The sequence below is a fragment of the Erythrobacter sp. MTPC3 genome (assembly GCF_042854385.1).
Lineage (GTDB): Bacteria > Pseudomonadota > Alphaproteobacteria > Sphingomonadales > Sphingomonadaceae > Erythrobacter.
Genome location: NZ_BTGP01000005.1, coordinates 39,132 through 56,620, shown reverse-complemented (window position 1 = coordinate 56,620; position 17,489 = coordinate 39,132). Strand labels below are relative to the sequence as shown.

Here is a 17,489-nt window from a genome sequence, read left to right as displayed (position 1 = left end):
GATGAGCGCCGATATCCACCCTTTGTCATCGGGCACGGGTTCAGGCGCCGCCGCAGATGCTGCGCCAGAAATCGCGCCGATCACAGCCACGGAACGCAGCGTCTATCTCGACGCGTATCTGGAGCCGTTCCGGCGCTGGCTTGACCGGGACACCGTGACAGAGATCATGGTCAACCAGCCCGGCGAGGTGTGGGTCGAGGATGCCTCCGATCCCGGCATCAAGCGGATTGTGACGCCCGAAATCGATGACCGGTTGGTTCAGCGCCTCGCAGAACAGGTCGCACGCGTTTCCCACCAGGGGATCAACCGCGAGCATCCGTTGCTGGGCGCGACGCTGCCTGACGGCGCGCGTATCCAGTTTTGCGGGCCGCCTGCCAGCCGAAAGCATTGGGTGATGGCGATCCGCCGCCACCGTCGGCTTGACCTGCCACTCGACGCATATGACAACGGCCCGCTTTCAAGTGAGGCCGAAGTCATCATGCCGGATGCCCAGATGGAGCCGATCGCCTATCTGCGCAAAGCCATCCGCAATCGCCGCACCATCCTCATTTCCGGCGGCACCAGCACCGGCAAAACGACATTCCTGAACGCAATGCTGGGCGAAATACCGCAGCAGGAACGCGTTGTGCTGGTCGAGGATACACCGGAGCTCAAATTCCCGGGCGAAAACTCGGTTGGCTTGGTCGCGGTGAAGGGCGAGTTAGGCGAGGCGAAGGTGACCGCAAACGAATTGCTTCAGGCCGCACTCCGCCTGCGTCCCGATCGCATCGTTCTGGGCGAACTGCGCGGCGCGGAAAGCGTGTCTTTCTTGCGCGCTATCAACACCGGACACCCGGGCAGCTTTTCCACGATCCACGCCAACTCGCTGCGCGGCGCGCTCGAGCAATTGTCGCTCATGGTCATGCAGACAGGAATCGGGCTGACCCGGTCGGATACGATCGCCTATTCCGCGAGCGTTATCGATGTGATCGTCCAGCTGGGCCGAGATGCAAACGGAAAGCGCGGCATCACCCAGATATCCGACAGCGGTTCTTTGCTGTAACAACGGCTGAACGACGAAGCTGCGCTTGCTTGCGATTTTGGGCACTTGCGCTTCATGGCAGGGCTAACCAGATTGCAGTCAACAGCGGATAGGATTCAAGGCCGTAGCGATGAGCAGTACGCCGATCACTGAAGAACGCGCTGAAATGCGAGCCGGACAGGGCAGCGGATCGACGCAGCCTGATGCCAGCAGTGCCGACGATGTCGCCTATTTCAACCGCGAGCTTTCATGGCTGTCCTTCAACGAACGGGTCCTCGCCGAGGCGGATAATGTCCGATACCCTTTGCTCGAGAGGTTACGGTTTCTCTCGATTTCGGGAAGCAATCTCGACGAATTTATGATGATCCGCGTCGCCGGGCTGGTGGGTCAGGCGCAGCGCGGCATCGACAAGCAGGCGATCGACGGACGCTCTCCTACCCAGCAGTTAAAAGCCATCCGCGAAAAGCTGGCTGTGCTTTCCAGCTGGCAGCAAAATATCTGGCGCGACCTGCATGACAGCCTGGGCGAGGCTGGCATCCACGTGGCCGACGAACACCGCGTCAATCCCGAAGCGCATGAATGGCTCAAGTCGTTCTTTCTTGACGAGATCCTGCCCGTCATCACCCCGCAGGCGCTGGACCCGGCGCATCCTTTCCCCTTTGTCCAGAACGAGGGGATGGGCCTGCTGTTCACGCTAACCCGCGATGCCGATCAGGAACAGATCATCGAGATGATCCTGATTCCGAGCGCGCTGCCGCGATTTGTGCGCGTTCCGGCGGCGCACGTGGTAGAGGGCGAGGCGCTGTATATCTCCATCGCCAGCCTGATTCAGCGATACGCGCATAACCTGTTCCCCGGTTTCACTATCGAGGGCGACGGTCTGTTCCGGGTTCTGCGCGATAGCGATATCGAGATCGAGGAAGAGGCCGAAGACCTCGTTCGCACGTTCCGCAGCGCAATTCAGCGCAGGCGGCGTGGGCAGGTCATCCAGCTGGAACTCGAAGAAGATTTCGATCCTAAGGGCGAAGCTATCTTGCTCGACCAATTAGGCGTGCATCAGGCGGCTGTGATCAAAACCGACGGAATGATCGGGATCGACGGTCTGTCGGAAATTGTGTCCGAAGACCGGCCCGACCTTAAATTCGATGCCTATTCGCCGCGCTATCCAGAGCGTATTCGCGAGCATGATGGCGATGCCTTTTCTGCCATCCGTGAAAAAGACATCATCATCCATCACCCTTACGAAAGTTTTGAAGTGGTGGTCGATTTCATCCGGCAGGCCGCCGAAGACCCCGATGTCGTCGCGATCAAACAAACGCTATACCGCGCAGGATCGCAATCAGCGGTCATCAACGCGCTGATCGATGCGGCCGAACAGGGCAAATCGGTGACCGCCGTGGTCGAGCTGAAAGCGCGCTTTGACGAAGAACAGAACCTGACCTGGGCGGCCAAGCTGGAACGCGCCGGGGTGCAAGTCATCTATGGTTTCACCGACTGGAAAACCCACGCCAAAATCGCGATGGTGGTGCGCCGCGAGGATGATGGATTTCGGACCTATTGCCATTTCGGGACCGGTAATTACCACCCGGTCACCGCGAAGGTTTACACTGACCTTTCGTTCTTCACCGCCGACCCGAAATTGTGCCGGGATGCGGCCAAGATGATGAATTTCGTGACCGGCTATGTCGAACCGAATGCGCTGGAGCTGATCTCCATCGCGCCGCTGGACCTGCGTGAGGAATTGTATCGCCGGATCGACGCCGAAATTTCCAATGCGGTGGCTGGAAAGCCCGCCGGGATCTGGATGAAATGCAACCAGATTACCGATCAAGGCGTGATCGACCGGCTGTATGCCGCCAGCGATGCAGGCGTGCAGGTCGAACTGGTTGTGCGCGGCATTTGCTGCTTGCGCCCCGGCGTTGTCGGGATGAGCGAGAACATTCGCGTCAAATCGATCATTGGCCGGTTTCTTGAACACAGCCGCATCTATGCCTTTGCCAATGGCACGCCGATGCCGGGGCCGAATGCCGCGCTTTTCATATCCTCTGCCGACCTTATGGGCCGCAACCTTGATCGCCGGGTGGAAAGCCTGATCCCGATCCTGAACCGGACTGTGCATGACCAGATCTTGCAGCAGGTGCTGCTCGCCAACATGCTGGACACCGATCAAAGCTGGTGGCTGAATTCCGATGGTTCCTATTCGCGCGTGGAAACGGACGGAAAACCGTTCAATTGCCACCGCTATTTCATGACCAATCCGTCGCTATCAGGACGCGGCGGCGCGCTTGAATCGGGTGCTGTCCCGAAACTTTCGCTGCGCAAGGGACGCTCGCGTTGAGTTTCCGCACCAAGCGCGCAAATCGTGATGGCACGTTTTCGGGAAGCATTCCGCAGCGCGCGATCCTTGATATCGGATCGAACACGGTTCGCCTTGTGGTTTATGGCGGCACGATGCGCGCGCCCACAGTGCTGCTGAATGAGAAGGTCACGGCAAAGCTGGGCCGCGATATCGCCAGTGAAGGCAAACTGGCGGACGAGGCGGTGAAGCTGGCCATGCGCGGGCTGGAGCGGTTTGCGCTCTTGCTTGACGATCTGGGTGTGGAAGACGTGGAGATGGTCGCCACCGCTGCCGTGCGCGATGCCAGCAATGGGAAAGAATTTGTCGAGAGCTTGCGCAAACTCGGCTTTGAACCGCGCGTCTTGTCTGGCGAGGAAGAGGCATGCCTCAGCGCCTGCGGGGTGGCCGGCGCATTCCCGGGTGCAACCGGAACAGTCGCCGATCTCGGCGGGGGCAGTCTGGAACTGGTCGGCGTCGATCAGGGTGAGCCGGGGCTAGCAGTCTCCCTGCCGCTGGGCACGCTGCGGCTGATTGATTACCGCGCGGACGCTTCATCCGATACCGCGATGCGCAAATCGCTAGAAAAGGCGGTGAAGAAAGGCGCAGGCGAATTTGGCAGCTCGATCGGCAAAGGTCAGCCGCTTTATCTGGTGGGCGGAACCTGGCGCTGCATGGCAGTTTACGCGATGCAGGAAGCGGGGCACCCGCTGTCCGATCCGCACGGGTTTGAATTGACCGCCAAGGATGCGCTGGCGCTGGCCAAAACGCTGGCGGAAGAAAACCCGGATAAACTGAAAGAACGGGACCGCATATCGTCCATGCGCGCAGAAAAATTGCCCGACGCAGCGGTGCTGTTGCAGGCGCTGATGTCGCAGATCGAACCGAGCGGCCTTGTCTTTTCATCCTGGGGCATTCGCGAAGGGCTGATTTATGACAAACTTCCCGCGCACGGGAAAAAGCAGGATCCGCTGCTCGCAGGGATCGGAGTGTTTGCGGCGCTGCGCGGTGCGCCCGCCACGCTGGCTGCGCAGATCGCTGGGTGGACAGTGGATGCCGCGCCGTCGAAAGAATTTGGCAGCGAACGTTTGCGGCTGGCTGCCACGATGTTGTCGCTCGCATCAATGCAGATCGAGCCGAATATTCGCCACCCTCAGGCGGTGGAATGGGCTTTGCACAAACGCTGGATCGCGGTTTCGACACAGGAACGCGCGATGCTGGCGGCGGCGATTGCTGCCAATGGCAATAACCTCGATCTTCCCTCGATGGTTACCGATCTTGCGAATGATGAAGCGCTGGAGGAGGCGATTTGCTGGGGCCTCGCCACGCGGTTGGCGCGCAGACTGGGCGCGGGATCTCGCCGGTCGTTGCAGGTCAGCCGCCTGATCGTGCGCGAAGGCGAACTTGTCCTGCGGCTGGAGCAGAGCCACGCGGCGCTGTTCGGCATCCCAACCGAAAAAGACCTCAAACTGCTCAGCGGAAGGTTGGGGATGGATTCCAGCGTCGAAATCGTCGCTGACGGAGAGCTTCATACCCGCGCCGATGACGCAGCATTTATCGAGGGTAAATAGCCCTAGGCGGCGGCGCCGGGTTTCCTATGCTCCTTGCTTGAGAACGGCGAGAAATCGGTATCCATGTCGAACAGATCGACCCCTTCTGCCTTTTTCAGACGGCCCACCACAGCATATGTGAGGGGTGTAAGCGCTGCCTCCCACAAAACTTTCAGCAGCCAGTTGGTGATCATGACCGTCACAACAGCTTCGGTCGTCCAGATGCCCCAGAATGCGATCGGGTAGAAGATCAGGCTGTCCACGCCCTGACCCACAACCGTCGATCCGATAGTCCGCGTCCACAGCGCCTTACCCTTTGTCCAGACCTTCATCTTGGCCATGACGTATGAATTGACGAACTCGCCCGCCCAGAATGCGAGGATGGAGGCAGCGACAATTCGCCACGTGCTGCCAAACACGCTTTCATAGGTTTGCTGGCAGATCGAACCGGGCACGCTGGCTGGATTATCGTTCATCGAAAGCGTGCCGGATGCAGCGCAGGTCCATTGATCAAAGGCAGGCAGGCTGACCACCACAAAGCTCATGAAGGCGAGAAAGATCATGGCGGCAAAGCCGGTCCAGATAACCCGGCGCGCGCGCGCGAATCCGTATATTTCTGTCAGGATGTCGCCGATGACATAGCCGAGCGGGAAGAACAGGATGCCCGCGCCGTATATGAAAACTCCGTCGGCAGCAGGCCACCAGCCGTCCGGCCACCAGCCGACTTCGAGGAAAGTCAGCTTTGCCGCCCCGATAATATTGGACAGCAACAGGATCGCGACAAAGGCCGCCATGACCAGATCGTAATGCCGGAACGTGACGGGGGCCTTGCTCGTCGCAGCGATCCCGTCGGCCGGATCGCGATCAAAAATGGCCGCTGGGTCGGTGTTATCCATATCCCCATCGTCTAGCGTGATTTGAAAGCGTGGCAAACCGCGCTATTGGGGCCTCGTGCGCGCCCTTAGCTCAGCTGGATAGAGCGCGGGACTTCTAATCCTGAGGTCGCAGGTTCGACTCCTGCAGGGCGCGCCATACTTTCCCTTGGAAATCAGTTTGGTGGACGATGGATGCGGAGCGCCAGGTGCGCCCGTCTATCCGCGGGCGACGCTTTCGAGCAATTCGGAGGTGACGGGGTAACCGGCATTTTCAAGGATGGTGAGCATGGGCGTGCCGGTGCTCGTGTCCACTTTGGGGATGATTGTCTTGACCGGAATATCCTCTGCCTGCGCACGCGCTGCTGCAAAGCTGTCAAACAGGGCGAGGCGTTCCAGGTTCCTGCGGGTGGGGAAGATCAGCTTGATCTCGCCGCGCTCCGCCGCGTCCAGCGCGCCCTGTGCGCTGACCCAGAACAGCCGGGTGTTTTCCGAATTGTCGATAGAAACATCGACCGCGCCCGTGCCTAAGTCGGCGAGGTAAAACCGGGTGTCGTACACGCGGCTGAGGTTCTCGTTCTTGGGATACCAGCGCGCGAAAGGCACGATCTGGTCGAAATCGAGCGTCCAGTCGAACGCCTTCAAAATGCCAGCGAGCGCGCCGTCCTGTTCCAGCATCGTGCGGGCCGCCGCCGCCTTTTCGCCCGAAAGATCGCCCGACAGCCCCAGTGCGAGGCCTGTTTCCTCCAGCGTTTCGCGGATCGCAGCGATCTGGTGCGCGGCTTCGTCTATCGCAAGACCGTTTCCCGCCGATACAGCCTGCGCCAAGTCGAAATCGGCCTGATCTACTCGCCCGCCCGGAAATACAGCCATGCCGCCAGCGAACGCCATATTGCGTGAACGCACCGTCATCAGCAGTTCGGGCGCGCCGCCGCCGGCGGCCTTGCGGAATATAACGATTGTTGCGGCGGGAATGGCTTCGGCGGTCTGGGTTTCGGACATGTGCAAGTGATGCCGCTTTGGCGACCGATTGCCAAGAGGGACGGGGCAAAAGTACTTGATCCAAAATGAAGGGAGCAGCGGAGTCGGGAAACTTTACAAATGGCCCGCTGGTAAAAATTTGTTTACTATCACACCGCGCTGTTTTGCTGGCTTCCGCGATTTTGGCACGCCCGGTGCAAAGGAAGGGGCAGCCCAAGTGGTCTTCGAAAACGAGGTCGACCTTTTCTGGTCTCTAGGTCAGATCTCCCCGAATTAAAAAAAGAACCGCTCTGCTTTGGTCAGCAGGGCGGTTTCTTTTTGTGCCAGATCGATGACGCGCGAGTGGCGGATCAGCTTTCCGCTTTGGCAACGCCTTTTTCGTCCATCATTTGCTGCAACTCGCCAGCTTCGAACATTTCCATCATGATATCGCTACCGCCAAGAAATTCACCTTTGACGTAAAGCTGCGGAATGGTCGGCCAGTCGGAAAACGATTTGATGCCCTGCCGGACTTCCATGTCCTGAAGCACGTCGACGCTTTCATAAGCGACGCCGCAATGGTCAAGGATCGCGACAGCGCGGCTGGAAAAGCCGCATTGCGGGAATAGGGGCGTGCCCTTCATGAACAGGACGACGTCGTTTTCGCCGACGAGCGAAGAGATGCGGGTGTTTGTATCAGCCATGATTTTGCGGCCTCTGATTTATGTTTCTGATGCGCGTTTGCGTGAACGTTACGTGGGGACAACCGTCGTGACTTGCAAGGCGTGCAGTTCGCCCCCCATCCTGCCGCCAAGCGCCTCGTAGACCAGCTTGTGCTGCTGCACGCGGTTCTTGCCAGCGAATTGCGGCGCGATGACTTTCACAGCCCAATGATCGTCATCTCCGGCAAGATCGGTCAACTCTACGCTCGCGCCGGGAAGGGCGGCTACGATTGCCGCTTCGATGGCTGGTCCGGGCATGGGCATCGGTTCAGCTACCGCCCATCAATTGACGCTTTGCCTCGATGGTCATCTCTTCGAGTTTCACGCGGATATCGGCTTCGCTGATGTTGGTGTCTGCCGCGGTCAGGTCGCCCAGCAGTTTGCGAATGACATCTTCGTCGCCGGCTTCTTCAAAATCGGCCTGCATGACCGCTTTCTTGTAAGAATCGGTTTCTTCGGCGGTGAGGTTCATCTTGCCAGCGGCCCATTCGCCCAAAAGGCGATTGCGGCGTGCGGCCAGTTTGAACGCGGTTTCTTCGTCCATTGCGAATTTCGCTTCTTCGGCGCGTTCGCGATCTTTGAAATCAGTCATGGGATACCCTCCGGTGTTCGGTAACAGCTAAAATAGGGGTCAGGCCCGCGCCTCACAAGCGTGAGCGTAAACGCCTGATCAAATGGTGACGACCAGTTTCCCGACAGCCTCGCGGTTTTCAAGTTTGGCGATCGCATCGCCGGCCCTTTCCAGCGGGAATGTCTCGGAGACGAGCGGGTCGATCTTGCCTGCTTTCATAAGCGCAAACAGCTCTTTCACCTGCTCCATGAACTTCACCGGTTCGCGGGCGGTGAATGCGCCCCAGAACACTCCGCAAATGTCGCAGGATTTGAGCAGCGTCAGATTGAGCGGCATTTTGGCGATCCCTGCGGGGAAACCGACGACCAGAAAACGCCCCTCCCACGCAATGGATCGCAGCGCGGGCTCGGAATACTGGCCGCCGACGATATCATAGACGATATTCGCGCCTTCGGGACCGCAGGCCGCTTTAAAAGCGTTGGCCAGTTCTTTCGAAGCGGCCTTGTCCATCTCTTCGCGCGGGTAAATCACGACCTCGTCAGCGCCGGCCTGCTTTGCCACTTCACCCTTTGCTTCGCTCGAAACAGCGGCGACGACGCGCGCACCGAATGCCTTGGCGAGCTCAACAGCCGACAGGCCGACACCGCCAGCCGCGCCCAGGATCAGAACGGTGTCACCTTCTTTGATGTGGCCGCGATCTTTCAGGCCGTGAATAGTCGTGCCGTAAGTCATGAGCAGCGAGGCCGCTTTTTCAAAGGGAACGCCATCAGGGACAGGGAACATTCGGCCCGCCGGCACGATCACTTTTTCCGCAAGTCCGCCATTGCCAATCCCGGCCATTACTCGGTCACCGACGGAGAAATTGTCGACGCCTTCGCCAACTGCCTCGACCACTCCGGCGAGTTCGCCGCCCGGCGCGAAGGGGCGCTCTGGCTTGAACTGATACAGATCGCGGATGATCAGAGTGTCGGGATAATTGATCGCGCAGGCTTTTACTGCGACCAGCACCTCGCCTTTGCCGGGCGTGGGCGTTTCGATCTCGTCGAGCTTTAGTGTCTCGGGGCCGCCGGTTTCATGGCTGCGAAGTGCTTTCATTGGAATTCTCTCCCTAGATCCCTGTGCCTTTGATGAGCCAGTCGCGCGCTCCGGCGCGTTTGCTCTCGTATTGTCCGATGACCGCCTGACGTTCCAGTGTCAGTGCCACCTCGTCCAGCCCGTGAAGCAGGCAGTGTTTGCGAAACGGGTCGATGTCGAATTCGAAACGGTCCTGAAACGGTGTGGTTACGGTCTGCGTTTCCAGATCGACTGTGATTTCGTGCCCGTCTTTCGCGACGTCCATCAGGCGGTCAATCGCGTCCTGCGGCAAAACCACCGGCAGGATGCCGTTCTTGACTGCATTGCCCGAAAATATGTCGGAATAACTCGGCGCGATTACCGCGCGGATGCCCAGGTCCAGGATCGCCCAGGCGGCATGTTCGCGGCTGGACCCGCAGCCAAAATTGTCGCCCGCGATCAGGATCGGAGCACCGGCATTGGCTGGATCGTCGAACAGATTGCCCGGCTGTGCGCGGATGCTTTCGAATGCGCCTGCGCCCAGACCTTCACGTGTGATGGTTTTCAGCCATTTGGCCGGAATGATGATGTCGGTGTCGACATTCTTGGCGCCGAACGGGATGGCCCGGCCTTCGATCCGCGATAACGCATCCATGTGCCAGCTCCCTCAATCGGTTTCAGGTGGCTCGCCAGAGGGAGTCTTGCCCGATTGACCCGCGCCGATGGCGCTGTCTTCGGGTTTTTTGCGGAACCTTTTGCCAGCATAAAGCAGCGCGGCGGCGACCGCAGCCGAGCCGATGGTGGCTGCCGCGCCGATGGCGGCATTGCGGGCCGAGTTGTTCTTTGAAGAATCTGGGGGGGATTTTTCTGTCATGATGATCTTTATGGCTGGCGCGGCATGACGGGGCAAGCAGAAGACGGCCCGTCAGGCCGGCACATTTGTTCAGTCGAAGTCACGCACATCGGCAAGCCGCCCGGCGACCGCCGCCGCTGCCGCCATTGCGGGCGAAACAAGATGGGTGCGCGCGCCCGGACCTTGCCGTCCTACGAAATTGCGGTTTGATGTCGAGGCGCAGCGTTCACCCGGCGGAACCTTATCCGGGTTCATGCCAAGACACGCGGAGCATCCCGGTTCACGCCATTCAAATCCGGCGTCTACAAAAATCTTGTCCAGCCCCTCGCTCTCGGCCTGCTGTTTGACTAGGCCGGAGCCGGGAACGACGATTGCCCAGCGCACATTTTCTGCCTTTTTGCGACCTTTCAGAACGCTGGCAGCAGCGCGCAGGTCCTCGATCCTGCTGTTGGTGCATGATCCGATGAAGATGTTTTCGACCGGCACATCGGTCATCTTCATACCTGGTGTCAGGCCCATGTAATCGAGGCTTTTCTGTGCTGCGGCCCGCTTGCTTTCGTCGGCAAAACTTGTCGGAGAGGGGACGGTACCTCCGATTGCAACGACGTCTTCGGGGCTGGTGCCCCATGTCACGGTCGGCTGCACATTTGCCGCGTCGATCACCACCGATTTATCGAATTTTGCATCCGGATCAGTATGCAAGGTGCGCCAGTAACTGACCGCATCGTCCCAATCCGCCCCCTTGGGCGCCATCGGTTTGCCCTCAAGATAATCGAACACGGTCTGGTCCGGCGCGATCAAGCCTGCACGCGCTCCAGCCTCAATACTCATATTGCACACAGTCAGGCGTTGCTCGACGCTCATGCCCTCGAACACGGCGCCGCGATATTCGATGACATAGCCCGAACCGCCAGCCGCGCCGATCACACCGATGATATGCATGATCAAATCCTTGGCCGTCACCCCGTCCGGCAGTACGCCATCGACGCGAACTTCCATGGATTTGGATTGCTGCAACAACAGCGTTTGGGTGGCGAGCACATGTTCGACCTCGCTCGTCCCGATACCGAATGCCAGCGCACCCAGCCCGCCGTGGCTTGCAGTATGCGAATCTCCACAGACAATAGTCGTGCCGGGCAGCGAAAATCCCTGCTCCGGGCCGACGACGTGAACAATGCCCTGCTGCAAATCCGCATCTCCGATATAACGGATGCCGAAATCGGGTGCGTTTTTCTCAAGCGCCTCCAACTGGGCTGCGCTTTGCGGGTCGGCAATGGGCACTTTGGCACCATTCGCATCGCGCCGCGGAGTTGTGGGAAGGTTATGGTCCGGCACTGCAAGGGTGAGTTCGGGCCGCCGCACGGGCCGCCCGGAAATTCGCAGCGCCTCAAAGGCTTGCGGACTTGTCACCTCATGAACTAGATGACGGTCGATATAGATGATCGCGGTTCCATCATCGCGGGTTTCCACCACGTGATCGTCCCAGATCTTTTCGTACAAAGTGCGGGGTCGGCTGGCCATGCAAAACAGCTAGGCTGACCGACCCCTGCTGACAAGAGATCAAACAGATGTTTGCCTTGTCCGGATCAGCGACGGCGGCGGTTTCCATCGGTCGCCTGACGGCGGATATCCACTTTTAGCGAATTGATCCGCGAATTCAGGCTGACCAGTCACCGCGATTGGAGCGATTGCTGCCGGATTATTGTCACTATTCGCCCGTTTCATTGAGCCGCGATGCCCAAACCGACCGAGAGTTCGCAGATTGTCATGGTATTGAAAGCATTTGGCGACTAACTAACACTCATGTCAGCAACCACTCCCGCATCGCCCTTCGCCTTTCCAATCAAAGTCCTTCCCGAGGATATTGATTTCATGGGGCATGTGAACAACGCGCGTTATCTCAATTGGGTTCAGGATGCGGTGCTCGCGCACTGGAACAAACTTGCCCCGGCAGAGGAAGTCGCGTCGAAAGCGTGGGTCGCTCTCAAGCATGAGATTACCTACCGCAAACCCGCTTTTCTCGAAGACGATGTGACGGCGAACACGGTGCTTGAACATTTCAAGGGCGCGCGCGCTTTCTATCACACGGTAATCCAGCGCGGCGAAGACGTGCTGGCCGAGGTGAAGTCGAGCTGGTGCTGCATCGATTCCGAAACGCTGCGCCCTGCGCGCATCGGTGATCACATGCGCGAATTTTTCTTTGCGGATGATGATCCCAGCTGAACACGGCTTCGGCACTTCGCAATTTGCAGAGCCGGATTATCGCTTTATGCGAAGCCGAATGAGCCGCGCGCGCGTATCACCTTAGAATGGAACAGCGTTTTTCCCTACCTGGCCGCCAAGCGCAGGGCGCTATCGGCTTGGCGCTTGCCGCGCTGATTGCGGGATCGTGGCTTGGCATTCATGCCTATGCGATGTTCGTGTTTGAGCTGACATGGGCGAACCTGCCTTTCGCACTCGCGATGGCGGCGGTGCAATGCTGGCTGTCTGTTGGCGTGTTCATCGTGTGCCACGACGCGATGCACGGCAGCCTTGTTCCGGGCAGCCCGCGCGCCAACTCGGCCATCGGCACGGTGCTGCTGTTCCTTTATGCAGGGTTTGGCTGGCGCAATCTGCGCGATGCCCATTTCACCCATCACAAGATGTCCGGGCGCGAAGGCGATCCTGATTTCGATGAGAATAATCCGGCCAGCTTTTTCAAGTGGTACGGGACATTCTTCGAACGATATTTCGGCTGGCAGTCGCTGTTATACGTGCACACGGTCGTCGGCATTTATTGGCTCGTGATCGGCATTCCGATGGTGCAGATCGTGCTGTTGTACGGACTGCCCGCACTTGCTTCGTCATTGCAGCTTTTCTATTTCGGCACCTTTCGCCCGCACCGGCATCATGCCGCAGAGAACGCACCCGGCTTTGCCGATACGCACAACACCCGCAGCGATGAATTTGGCGTCCTGACCAGTCTCGCAACCTGTTTTCATTTCGGCTATCATCTGGAACACCACCGTAGGCCGGATGTGCCGTGGTGGGCGCTGCCCGGTGCAAAGCGCGCCGGGATTGGCAAAGCGAAAGCGACTAAGGAGTTCACCGCATGACCTGGCTCGAAGCCATTGGCGTCACATTGGCCGCGCTGATCGGGATGGAGCTCTTCGCCTGGTATGCGCACAAATATATCATGCACGGCTGGGGATGGGGCTGGCACCGCGACCATCACGAACCGCATGACAACATGTTTGAGAAGAATGACCTGTTTGCGGTCGTATTCGGCACCATCAATGCCGCCATGTATATTTTCGGCGCGCTGTATTGGGATGCGCTGTGGTGGGCTGCGCTGGGCGTGAACCTTTACGGCGTGATCTATGCCTTCATCCATGACGGACTGGTGCACCAAAGGTTTTTCCGTTGGGTCCCGAAAAAGGGATATGCGAAGCGGCTGGTGCAGGCGCACAAGCTGCACCATGCCACCATCGGCAAAGAAGGCGGTGTCAGTTTCGGGTTTGTGTTCGCCCGCGATCCGCAAAAGCTGAAAGCCGATTTGAAAGCCCAGCGCGAGGCCGGCACGGCTGTTGTTCGCGACGCGCAGGTTTAACGCGCCCCGGCAATCAAGGCGTTACGCCGCAGCAATGCGCGCTGCGTGCTCTTTCACCAATGCGATCATGTTCGGCACACCTTGAGTGCGGTTCGAAGACAGCTGGTTTTTAAGATCGAACGGTTCGAGCGCGGCCACCACGTCCATCTCTGCAACTTCTTCGGCAGGTTTGTCCTGAACCGCTGAGATGACCAGCGCGACGATACCTTTGGTGATCGCGGCATTGCTGTCGGCAAGGAAGTGCAAGGTGTCGGTCTGCTCGGTCGGATAGACCCACACCGAAGCCGAACATCCGCGCACCAGCGTGGCGTCGGTTTTCAGCGCGTCGGGCATGTCATCAAGCTCGCGGCCAAGCTCGATCAGCAGGCGATAGCGTTCATCGCCTTCGAGGAAATCATATTCTTCGTGAATGTCGGATAATGTGCGCATGACGCGCTATTTAGAGGCGGGCGGCGCGAAGTCCACCGGTTAGAACTCGCAGCGCGATTACAATTCGACGCCGCTGGCGATCGCTTCGAGCTTTTTGATCCGCTCTTTCAGGTCGGCCATCTCGATGCGCGCGGCACCAACGCCTGCGCCGCCTTCGATCTCCTCGCCCCGGCCCGCCGTCAGGGCGCTTCCAGTGCGATCAAGTTCCTGTCGCTTTAACTCAAGCCAGCCTTGCCATGCCTTTAACAGGGCGAGGGCGACTACACCGATACCGACCAGACATGTGGCGGCGATTACGAAAACGGGATCCATCACTCTTCTATATCCTCCGTCGTCCTCGAAGAGCGCCGCGCGATATCGCCGCGCAGGCTCTCGATCTCTCGTGCAATCCGCTGCGCCTTGCGCGCTTCGGAACTGTTTTCATCGGTCGCAATGCGTTCGAGCACCTGGACCCGTTCGCGCAGCTCGTTCAATTCTGCCGTGTCGATATCGCTTTGATCGCGGTCATCGCCGGCGGCTGGTTGGCCGGCGCCCTCCAGATTGCTCAGCCGATCCTCTAACTGCCGGTTATGCTTGCGCAGCCGGGTGAGCCGTCCGCGTTCGTAAACCCACAGACAGATGAACACGATCAAGGCGATGGTTAGCCAATTCATTAGCCCGCATTCTCCGCCTTTGCAGAAGTGCGCAGAGCCTCGATTTCATCGGCCAACACTAATGATTGGTCGGTTGCAATGCGTTCCAGCACCTGCACGCGCTCTTCCAGATCCGCCGGGCGAGAAGACACGGTATCGTCTGTCGCGGCCTGCCGCCCACGGCGCACCAGCAGGTAGATGGCACCGCCGCCCAGCGCGGCAGCCAATGCCGCAATTTGCAGGGCGTCCATCACAAGAGGGGTGTCCGCGCCAAACATTATGCGCTCCCTTCGTCCGAACGGTGCTCCAGCGAACGTTCCCGCAGCCGGTCGATTTCGCTGCCGAGTTGATAGCCGCTATCGGTCACGATCCGCTCTACATTGACCAGCCGGTCTTTGACCGCACCCAGTTCCGCCCGCAGCTCGGCATTCTCCTGCGTGAGCAGGGTGACGCGCTGCTTTGCCTCGTTATCGCTGCTGGGGCGCAAGGACTGGCCCCACATCCCTTCGAGAGGGTAGCCGTGCTTGATCTTAAGCCGGGTTGTATGGATCCAGCCTGCAACGCCTGCGGCACCCAGCACGAGGCCGCCGCCGATGATCCAGGGAAGGTGAGGGACGATCATGGTTGCTGCGTCGATGCTCATGCTTTTGCTTTCGTGTCGATGTTGAGAGGGACGCCGCTGCCGGTTGCAGAGTTTTGCGGAACATCGCGCAGGGCTTCGATCTCGTCGGCCAGCGAGTATCCGCGGTCCGTGACGATTTTTTCGAGCACGATCATGCGGTCCTGCATGGCGTCCAGCTTTTCATTCAGCTCGCGGTTTTCGGATTTGAGCCGATTGGTTTCGGCAGTGTCGGTCTTTTTCGCGGTCTTGCCGCCCCACTCATCTTCCAGCTCGTATCCGTGCTTGGCGCGGATCCAGTTGTTGGCGAGCCAGCCAAGTGTCGAGACGACGACGATTGCAACCACCCAGTCCATTACACACGCTCCTGCTTGTTGATTTCCAGCGGGACACCGCTGCTGCCTTGCTCCACTTCTACGGTGTCACGCAGCGCCTCAATCTGGGTGGCGATGTCGTATCCGCGATCCGTGACAATGCGTTCCAGCACTTGCACTTGGTCTTCGAGCTTGGCGATTTGGCCTGTATACTGTGCCGCTTTTTCAGCGGTTGCCTGCGCCGTCGTATCGACCTGCATTTCGGCGATCTTCTGCTTATGCTTGGCCCAGATTGCGACCATCGGGATCGAGCAGCCAAAAATGATCGCAAGTATCGGTATCAGTTCCCCAGGCATATGCGCCTCCCTGTCTTGATTGCTTCAGATTACCGCAGGCGCTCGATTTCGGCGGTCAGGCGCGGATTGCTGCTGACATAGTGGGTTTCCACCGCGGCAAGCCGGCGGTCGATGTCGCGAAAGTTTGAGCGGATTTCGCGGGCTGTGCGGCGCGGGCTTTGCCGCACGCGCTGCCAGTATTTTTGTTCCTGTACATCGCGGTACAGATGCGGCGGCTTCTTGTTCAGAAGGAGACCTGCGATGAAATAGGCGGGGACAGTGACTGCTCCGAGACCAGAAAGAGTGAGCACGATGAGGCCAAGACGGACCCAGATGGCTTCGACACCGGTGTAATCGGCAATCCCGGCGCAAACGCCCATCAGCTTGCCATTGACCTTGTCGCGGTAAAGGGTGGTGCGGGGGCTATTCATGCCTTGGTTCCTTTCTTTTCGGCGATCAGCTGTTCGAGTTCACGCAGCTGCTGATTATCGGTGTCCTGGTCGGCCATCAGGCGTTTGACCGGGGAGAATGAGGGATCGTCGGAAGCGACGAGGCGCTCGACTGTGTCCATGCGTTCATCAAGACGTTTGGCGAGGTTGTAGAGCTCTTCGAGAAGCACCTCGTCATCATTCGTGATGGTCGCTGCGGTCTTCCACTTGGTAACATAATGCAGGATGATCCACGGGATTGCGATCAACACTGCTGCGACAATTATGAATTCGCCGTCCATGATCTATTCCCCTTTTTTGGCGTCATCGGGTTTGCCGAGCGCCTTTTTCATTTCAGCCAGTTCGTCGTCGATCGCATCGGCGCCTTCCAGCGCGGCGATCTCATCCGAAAGCGATGGTGTGCCGCCGTCTTCTGCGATTGACAGCGCATCGGCGCGGCCTTCAGCGTAATCGACGCGGCGTTCGAGCTGGTCGAAACGCGACAGCGCCTCGTCGGTCCGCTCGGTGCTCATCAGAGTGCGCAGCTTCACACGGTTTTCCGCGCTTTCCAGCCGTGCCGCGATGGCGGTCTGACGGCTGCGCGCTTCGCGCAGTCGGTGCTGCAATTTCTGAATGTCGTCTTCGTAAGCGCGCAGTGCATCGTCCAGCACGGCGATTTCCGCCTTTAGCTGGTCGGCCATGCTGACCGCTTTTTTCTTCTCGACCAACGCGGCACGCGCCAGATCTTCGCGGTCCTTGCTAAGCGCGAGCTGGGCCTTGTCGCTCCAATCGGCCTGCAACCGGTCAAGTTTCACGACGTGGCGGTGCATTTCTTTCTGATCGGCAATCGTGCGCGCCGCACTCGCCCGAACTTCGACCAGTGTTTCCTCCATTTCGAGGATGATCATGCGGATCATCTTTGTCGGATCATCCGCCTTGTCGAGCATGTCGTTGAAATTGGCCGCGACAATATCGCGGGTGCGGCTAAAAATACCCATGAAGGCTACTCCATCAAGAAAAGGGTTTGTCGCGCTCTTCTTCGAATCGGCATCGCGACTGTTGTCACGAGATTGCGTCGGGGTAGGGCTCCTGCGCAAGGCTTCGATTTCGGCATCGAGGCGCGAGAGATTTCCCTGGCGTGCAACCGCGCCGGAAGAAGGGCGGGCCGAAACGGTGCTGCTGCGATCAGCGCGAGCGGGGGATGCA

At 59.0% G+C, this 17,489-nt stretch carries 25 protein-coding genes and 1 tRNA gene; 7 read left to right on the top strand and 19 right to left on the bottom strand.

Annotation, left to right across the window (positions count from 1 at the left end; translation table 11 throughout):
* Position 1: 1 nt before the first annotated feature.
* From virB11 to ACGHU1_RS08440, 3 genes are all read left to right on the top strand, one after another.
* Complete coding sequence (gene virB11, locus ACGHU1_RS08450) at positions 2–1,042, top strand: P-type DNA transfer ATPase VirB11 (RefSeq protein WP_390585718.1); 1,041 nt, start codon at positions 2–4, stop codon at positions 1,040–1,042.
* A gap of 109 nt (positions 1,043–1,151) precedes the next feature.
* Entirely contained in the window at positions 1,152–3,359 is a 2,208-nt protein-coding gene (locus ACGHU1_RS08445; protein ID WP_390585715.1) for an RNA degradosome polyphosphate kinase, read from the top strand.
* Complete coding sequence (locus tag ACGHU1_RS08440) at positions 3,356–4,927, top strand: Ppx/GppA family phosphatase (RefSeq protein WP_390585712.1); 1,572 nt, start codon at positions 3,356–3,358, stop codon at positions 4,925–4,927. The genes ACGHU1_RS08445 and ACGHU1_RS08440 overlap by 4 nt, the downstream gene beginning before the upstream one ends.
* Before the next feature lie 2 nt (positions 4,928–4,929).
* Here ACGHU1_RS08440 and ACGHU1_RS08435 read toward each other — a convergent pair whose 3' ends face one another.
* On the bottom strand, positions 4,930–5,802 hold the full coding sequence (locus tag ACGHU1_RS08435) for a queuosine precursor transporter (protein ID WP_390585710.1): 873 nt from the start codon (positions 5,800–5,802) through the stop codon (positions 4,930–4,932).
* A 59-nt stretch (positions 5,803–5,861) separates the two neighbouring features.
* On the opposite strand from ACGHU1_RS08435, the gene ACGHU1_RS08430 reads away from it, so the two are divergent.
* A tRNA-Arg gene (locus ACGHU1_RS08430) sits at positions 5,862–5,938 on the top strand.
* A 59-nt stretch (positions 5,939–5,997) separates the two neighbouring features.
* Here the strand turns inward: ACGHU1_RS08430 and ACGHU1_RS08425 are convergent.
* The 8 genes from ACGHU1_RS08425 to leuC form a co-directional block, all read right to left on the bottom strand.
* Positions 5,998–6,780 (bottom strand): NUDIX domain-containing protein, encoded by a 783-nt coding sequence (locus ACGHU1_RS08425; RefSeq protein ID WP_390585707.1) that lies wholly within the window; start codon positions 6,778–6,780, stop codon positions 5,998–6,000.
* A gap of 329 nt (positions 6,781–7,109) precedes the next feature.
* On the bottom strand, positions 7,110–7,442 hold the full coding sequence (gene grxD / locus ACGHU1_RS08420; RefSeq protein ID WP_390585705.1) for a Grx4 family monothiol glutaredoxin: 333 nt from the start codon (positions 7,440–7,442) through the stop codon (positions 7,110–7,112).
* Between the two features lie 48 nt (positions 7,443–7,490).
* Positions 7,491–7,724 (bottom strand): BolA/IbaG family iron-sulfur metabolism protein, encoded by a 234-nt coding sequence (locus ACGHU1_RS08415; RefSeq protein ID WP_390585703.1) that lies wholly within the window; start codon positions 7,722–7,724, stop codon positions 7,491–7,493.
* A 4-nt stretch (positions 7,725–7,728) separates the two neighbouring features.
* Entirely contained in the window at positions 7,729–8,052 is a 324-nt protein-coding gene (locus ACGHU1_RS08410) for a DUF1476 domain-containing protein (protein ID WP_390585701.1), read from the bottom strand.
* 78 nt (positions 8,053–8,130) lie between these two features.
* Positions 8,131–9,126 (bottom strand): NADPH:quinone oxidoreductase family protein, encoded by a 996-nt coding sequence (locus ACGHU1_RS08405; protein ID WP_390585699.1) that lies wholly within the window; start codon positions 9,124–9,126, stop codon positions 8,131–8,133.
* Between the two features lie 13 nt (positions 9,127–9,139).
* Positions 9,140–9,739: a 3-isopropylmalate dehydratase small subunit gene (leuD, locus tag ACGHU1_RS08400; RefSeq protein WP_390585697.1), complete on the bottom strand. Its 600-nt coding sequence runs from the start codon at positions 9,737–9,739 to the stop codon at positions 9,140–9,142.
* 12 nt (positions 9,740–9,751) lie between these two features.
* Positions 9,752–9,958, bottom strand: coding sequence for an isopropylmalate isomerase (locus ACGHU1_RS08395; protein ID WP_390585695.1), 207 nt, complete (start codon positions 9,956–9,958; stop codon positions 9,752–9,754).
* Between the two features lie 69 nt (positions 9,959–10,027).
* Positions 10,028–11,458, bottom strand: coding sequence for a 3-isopropylmalate dehydratase large subunit (leuC, locus tag ACGHU1_RS08390; protein ID WP_390585692.1), 1,431 nt, complete (start codon positions 11,456–11,458; stop codon positions 10,028–10,030).
* 282 nt (positions 11,459–11,740) lie between these two features.
* Between leuC and ACGHU1_RS08385 the strand changes: the two genes are divergently transcribed.
* The 3 genes from ACGHU1_RS08385 to ACGHU1_RS08375 all read left to right on the top strand — a co-directional run bounded on the left by ACGHU1_RS08385 (position 11,741) and on the right by ACGHU1_RS08375 (position 13,526).
* Positions 11,741–12,160: an acyl-CoA thioesterase gene (locus ACGHU1_RS08385; protein ID WP_390585690.1), complete on the top strand. Its 420-nt coding sequence runs from the start codon at positions 11,741–11,743 to the stop codon at positions 12,158–12,160.
* A gap of 86 nt (positions 12,161–12,246) precedes the next feature.
* Entirely contained in the window at positions 12,247–13,032 is a 786-nt protein-coding gene (locus ACGHU1_RS08380; RefSeq protein ID WP_390585688.1) for a fatty acid desaturase, read from the top strand.
* Positions 13,029–13,526 carry a sterol desaturase family protein gene (locus ACGHU1_RS08375; protein WP_390585685.1) on the top strand — a complete coding sequence of 166 codons (498 nt, stop codon included), beginning with the start codon at positions 13,029–13,031 and terminating at the stop codon, positions 13,524–13,526. The genes ACGHU1_RS08380 and ACGHU1_RS08375 overlap by 4 nt, the downstream gene beginning before the upstream one ends.
* Before the next feature lie 21 nt (positions 13,527–13,547).
* Here ACGHU1_RS08375 and ACGHU1_RS08370 read toward each other — a convergent pair whose 3' ends face one another.
* The 10 genes from ACGHU1_RS08370 to pspA are packed head-to-tail and all read right to left on the bottom strand — an operon-like array spanning position 13,548 to position 17,389.
* Positions 13,548–13,955 carry a SufE family protein gene (locus tag ACGHU1_RS08370; RefSeq protein ID WP_390585683.1) on the bottom strand — a complete coding sequence of 136 codons (408 nt, stop codon included), beginning with the start codon at positions 13,953–13,955 and terminating at the stop codon, positions 13,548–13,550.
* A 57-nt stretch (positions 13,956–14,012) separates the two neighbouring features.
* A complete protein-coding gene (locus ACGHU1_RS08365; protein WP_390585681.1) occupies positions 14,013–14,270 on the bottom strand; it encodes a hypothetical protein in 258 nt (85 codons plus the stop codon).
* A complete protein-coding gene (locus ACGHU1_RS08360) occupies positions 14,267–14,608 on the bottom strand; it encodes a hypothetical protein (protein ID WP_390585679.1) in 342 nt (113 codons plus the stop codon). The genes ACGHU1_RS08365 and ACGHU1_RS08360 overlap by 4 nt, the downstream gene beginning before the upstream one ends.
* Positions 14,608–14,865: a hypothetical protein gene (locus ACGHU1_RS08355; RefSeq protein ID WP_390585677.1), complete on the bottom strand. Its 258-nt coding sequence runs from the start codon at positions 14,863–14,865 to the stop codon at positions 14,608–14,610. The genes ACGHU1_RS08360 and ACGHU1_RS08355 overlap by 1 nt, the downstream gene beginning before the upstream one ends.
* Positions 14,865–15,230: a hypothetical protein gene (locus ACGHU1_RS08350; RefSeq protein WP_390585675.1), complete on the bottom strand. Its 366-nt coding sequence runs from the start codon at positions 15,228–15,230 to the stop codon at positions 14,865–14,867. The genes ACGHU1_RS08355 and ACGHU1_RS08350 overlap by 1 nt, the downstream gene beginning before the upstream one ends.
* Positions 15,227–15,562, bottom strand: coding sequence for a hypothetical protein (locus ACGHU1_RS08345; RefSeq protein WP_390585672.1), 336 nt, complete (start codon positions 15,560–15,562; stop codon positions 15,227–15,229). Before ACGHU1_RS08345 ends, ACGHU1_RS08350 begins: the two co-directional genes overlap by 4 nt.
* Positions 15,562–15,876 (bottom strand): hypothetical protein, encoded by a 315-nt coding sequence (locus ACGHU1_RS08340; protein ID WP_390585670.1) that lies wholly within the window; start codon positions 15,874–15,876, stop codon positions 15,562–15,564. Before ACGHU1_RS08340 ends, ACGHU1_RS08345 begins: the two co-directional genes overlap by 1 nt.
* A gap of 29 nt (positions 15,877–15,905) precedes the next feature.
* Positions 15,906–16,286: an envelope stress response membrane protein PspC gene (gene pspC, locus ACGHU1_RS08335; RefSeq protein ID WP_390585668.1), complete on the bottom strand. Its 381-nt coding sequence runs from the start codon at positions 16,284–16,286 to the stop codon at positions 15,906–15,908.
* A complete protein-coding gene (pspB, locus tag ACGHU1_RS08330) occupies positions 16,283–16,585 on the bottom strand; it encodes an envelope stress response membrane protein PspB (RefSeq protein ID WP_390585666.1) in 303 nt (100 codons plus the stop codon). The genes pspC and pspB overlap by 4 nt, the downstream gene beginning before the upstream one ends.
* Positions 16,586–16,588: 3 nt before the next feature.
* Positions 16,589–17,389, bottom strand: coding sequence for a phage shock protein PspA (gene pspA, locus ACGHU1_RS08325; RefSeq protein ID WP_390586135.1), 801 nt, complete (start codon positions 17,387–17,389; stop codon positions 16,589–16,591).
* Positions 17,390–17,489: the final 100 nt, after the last annotated feature.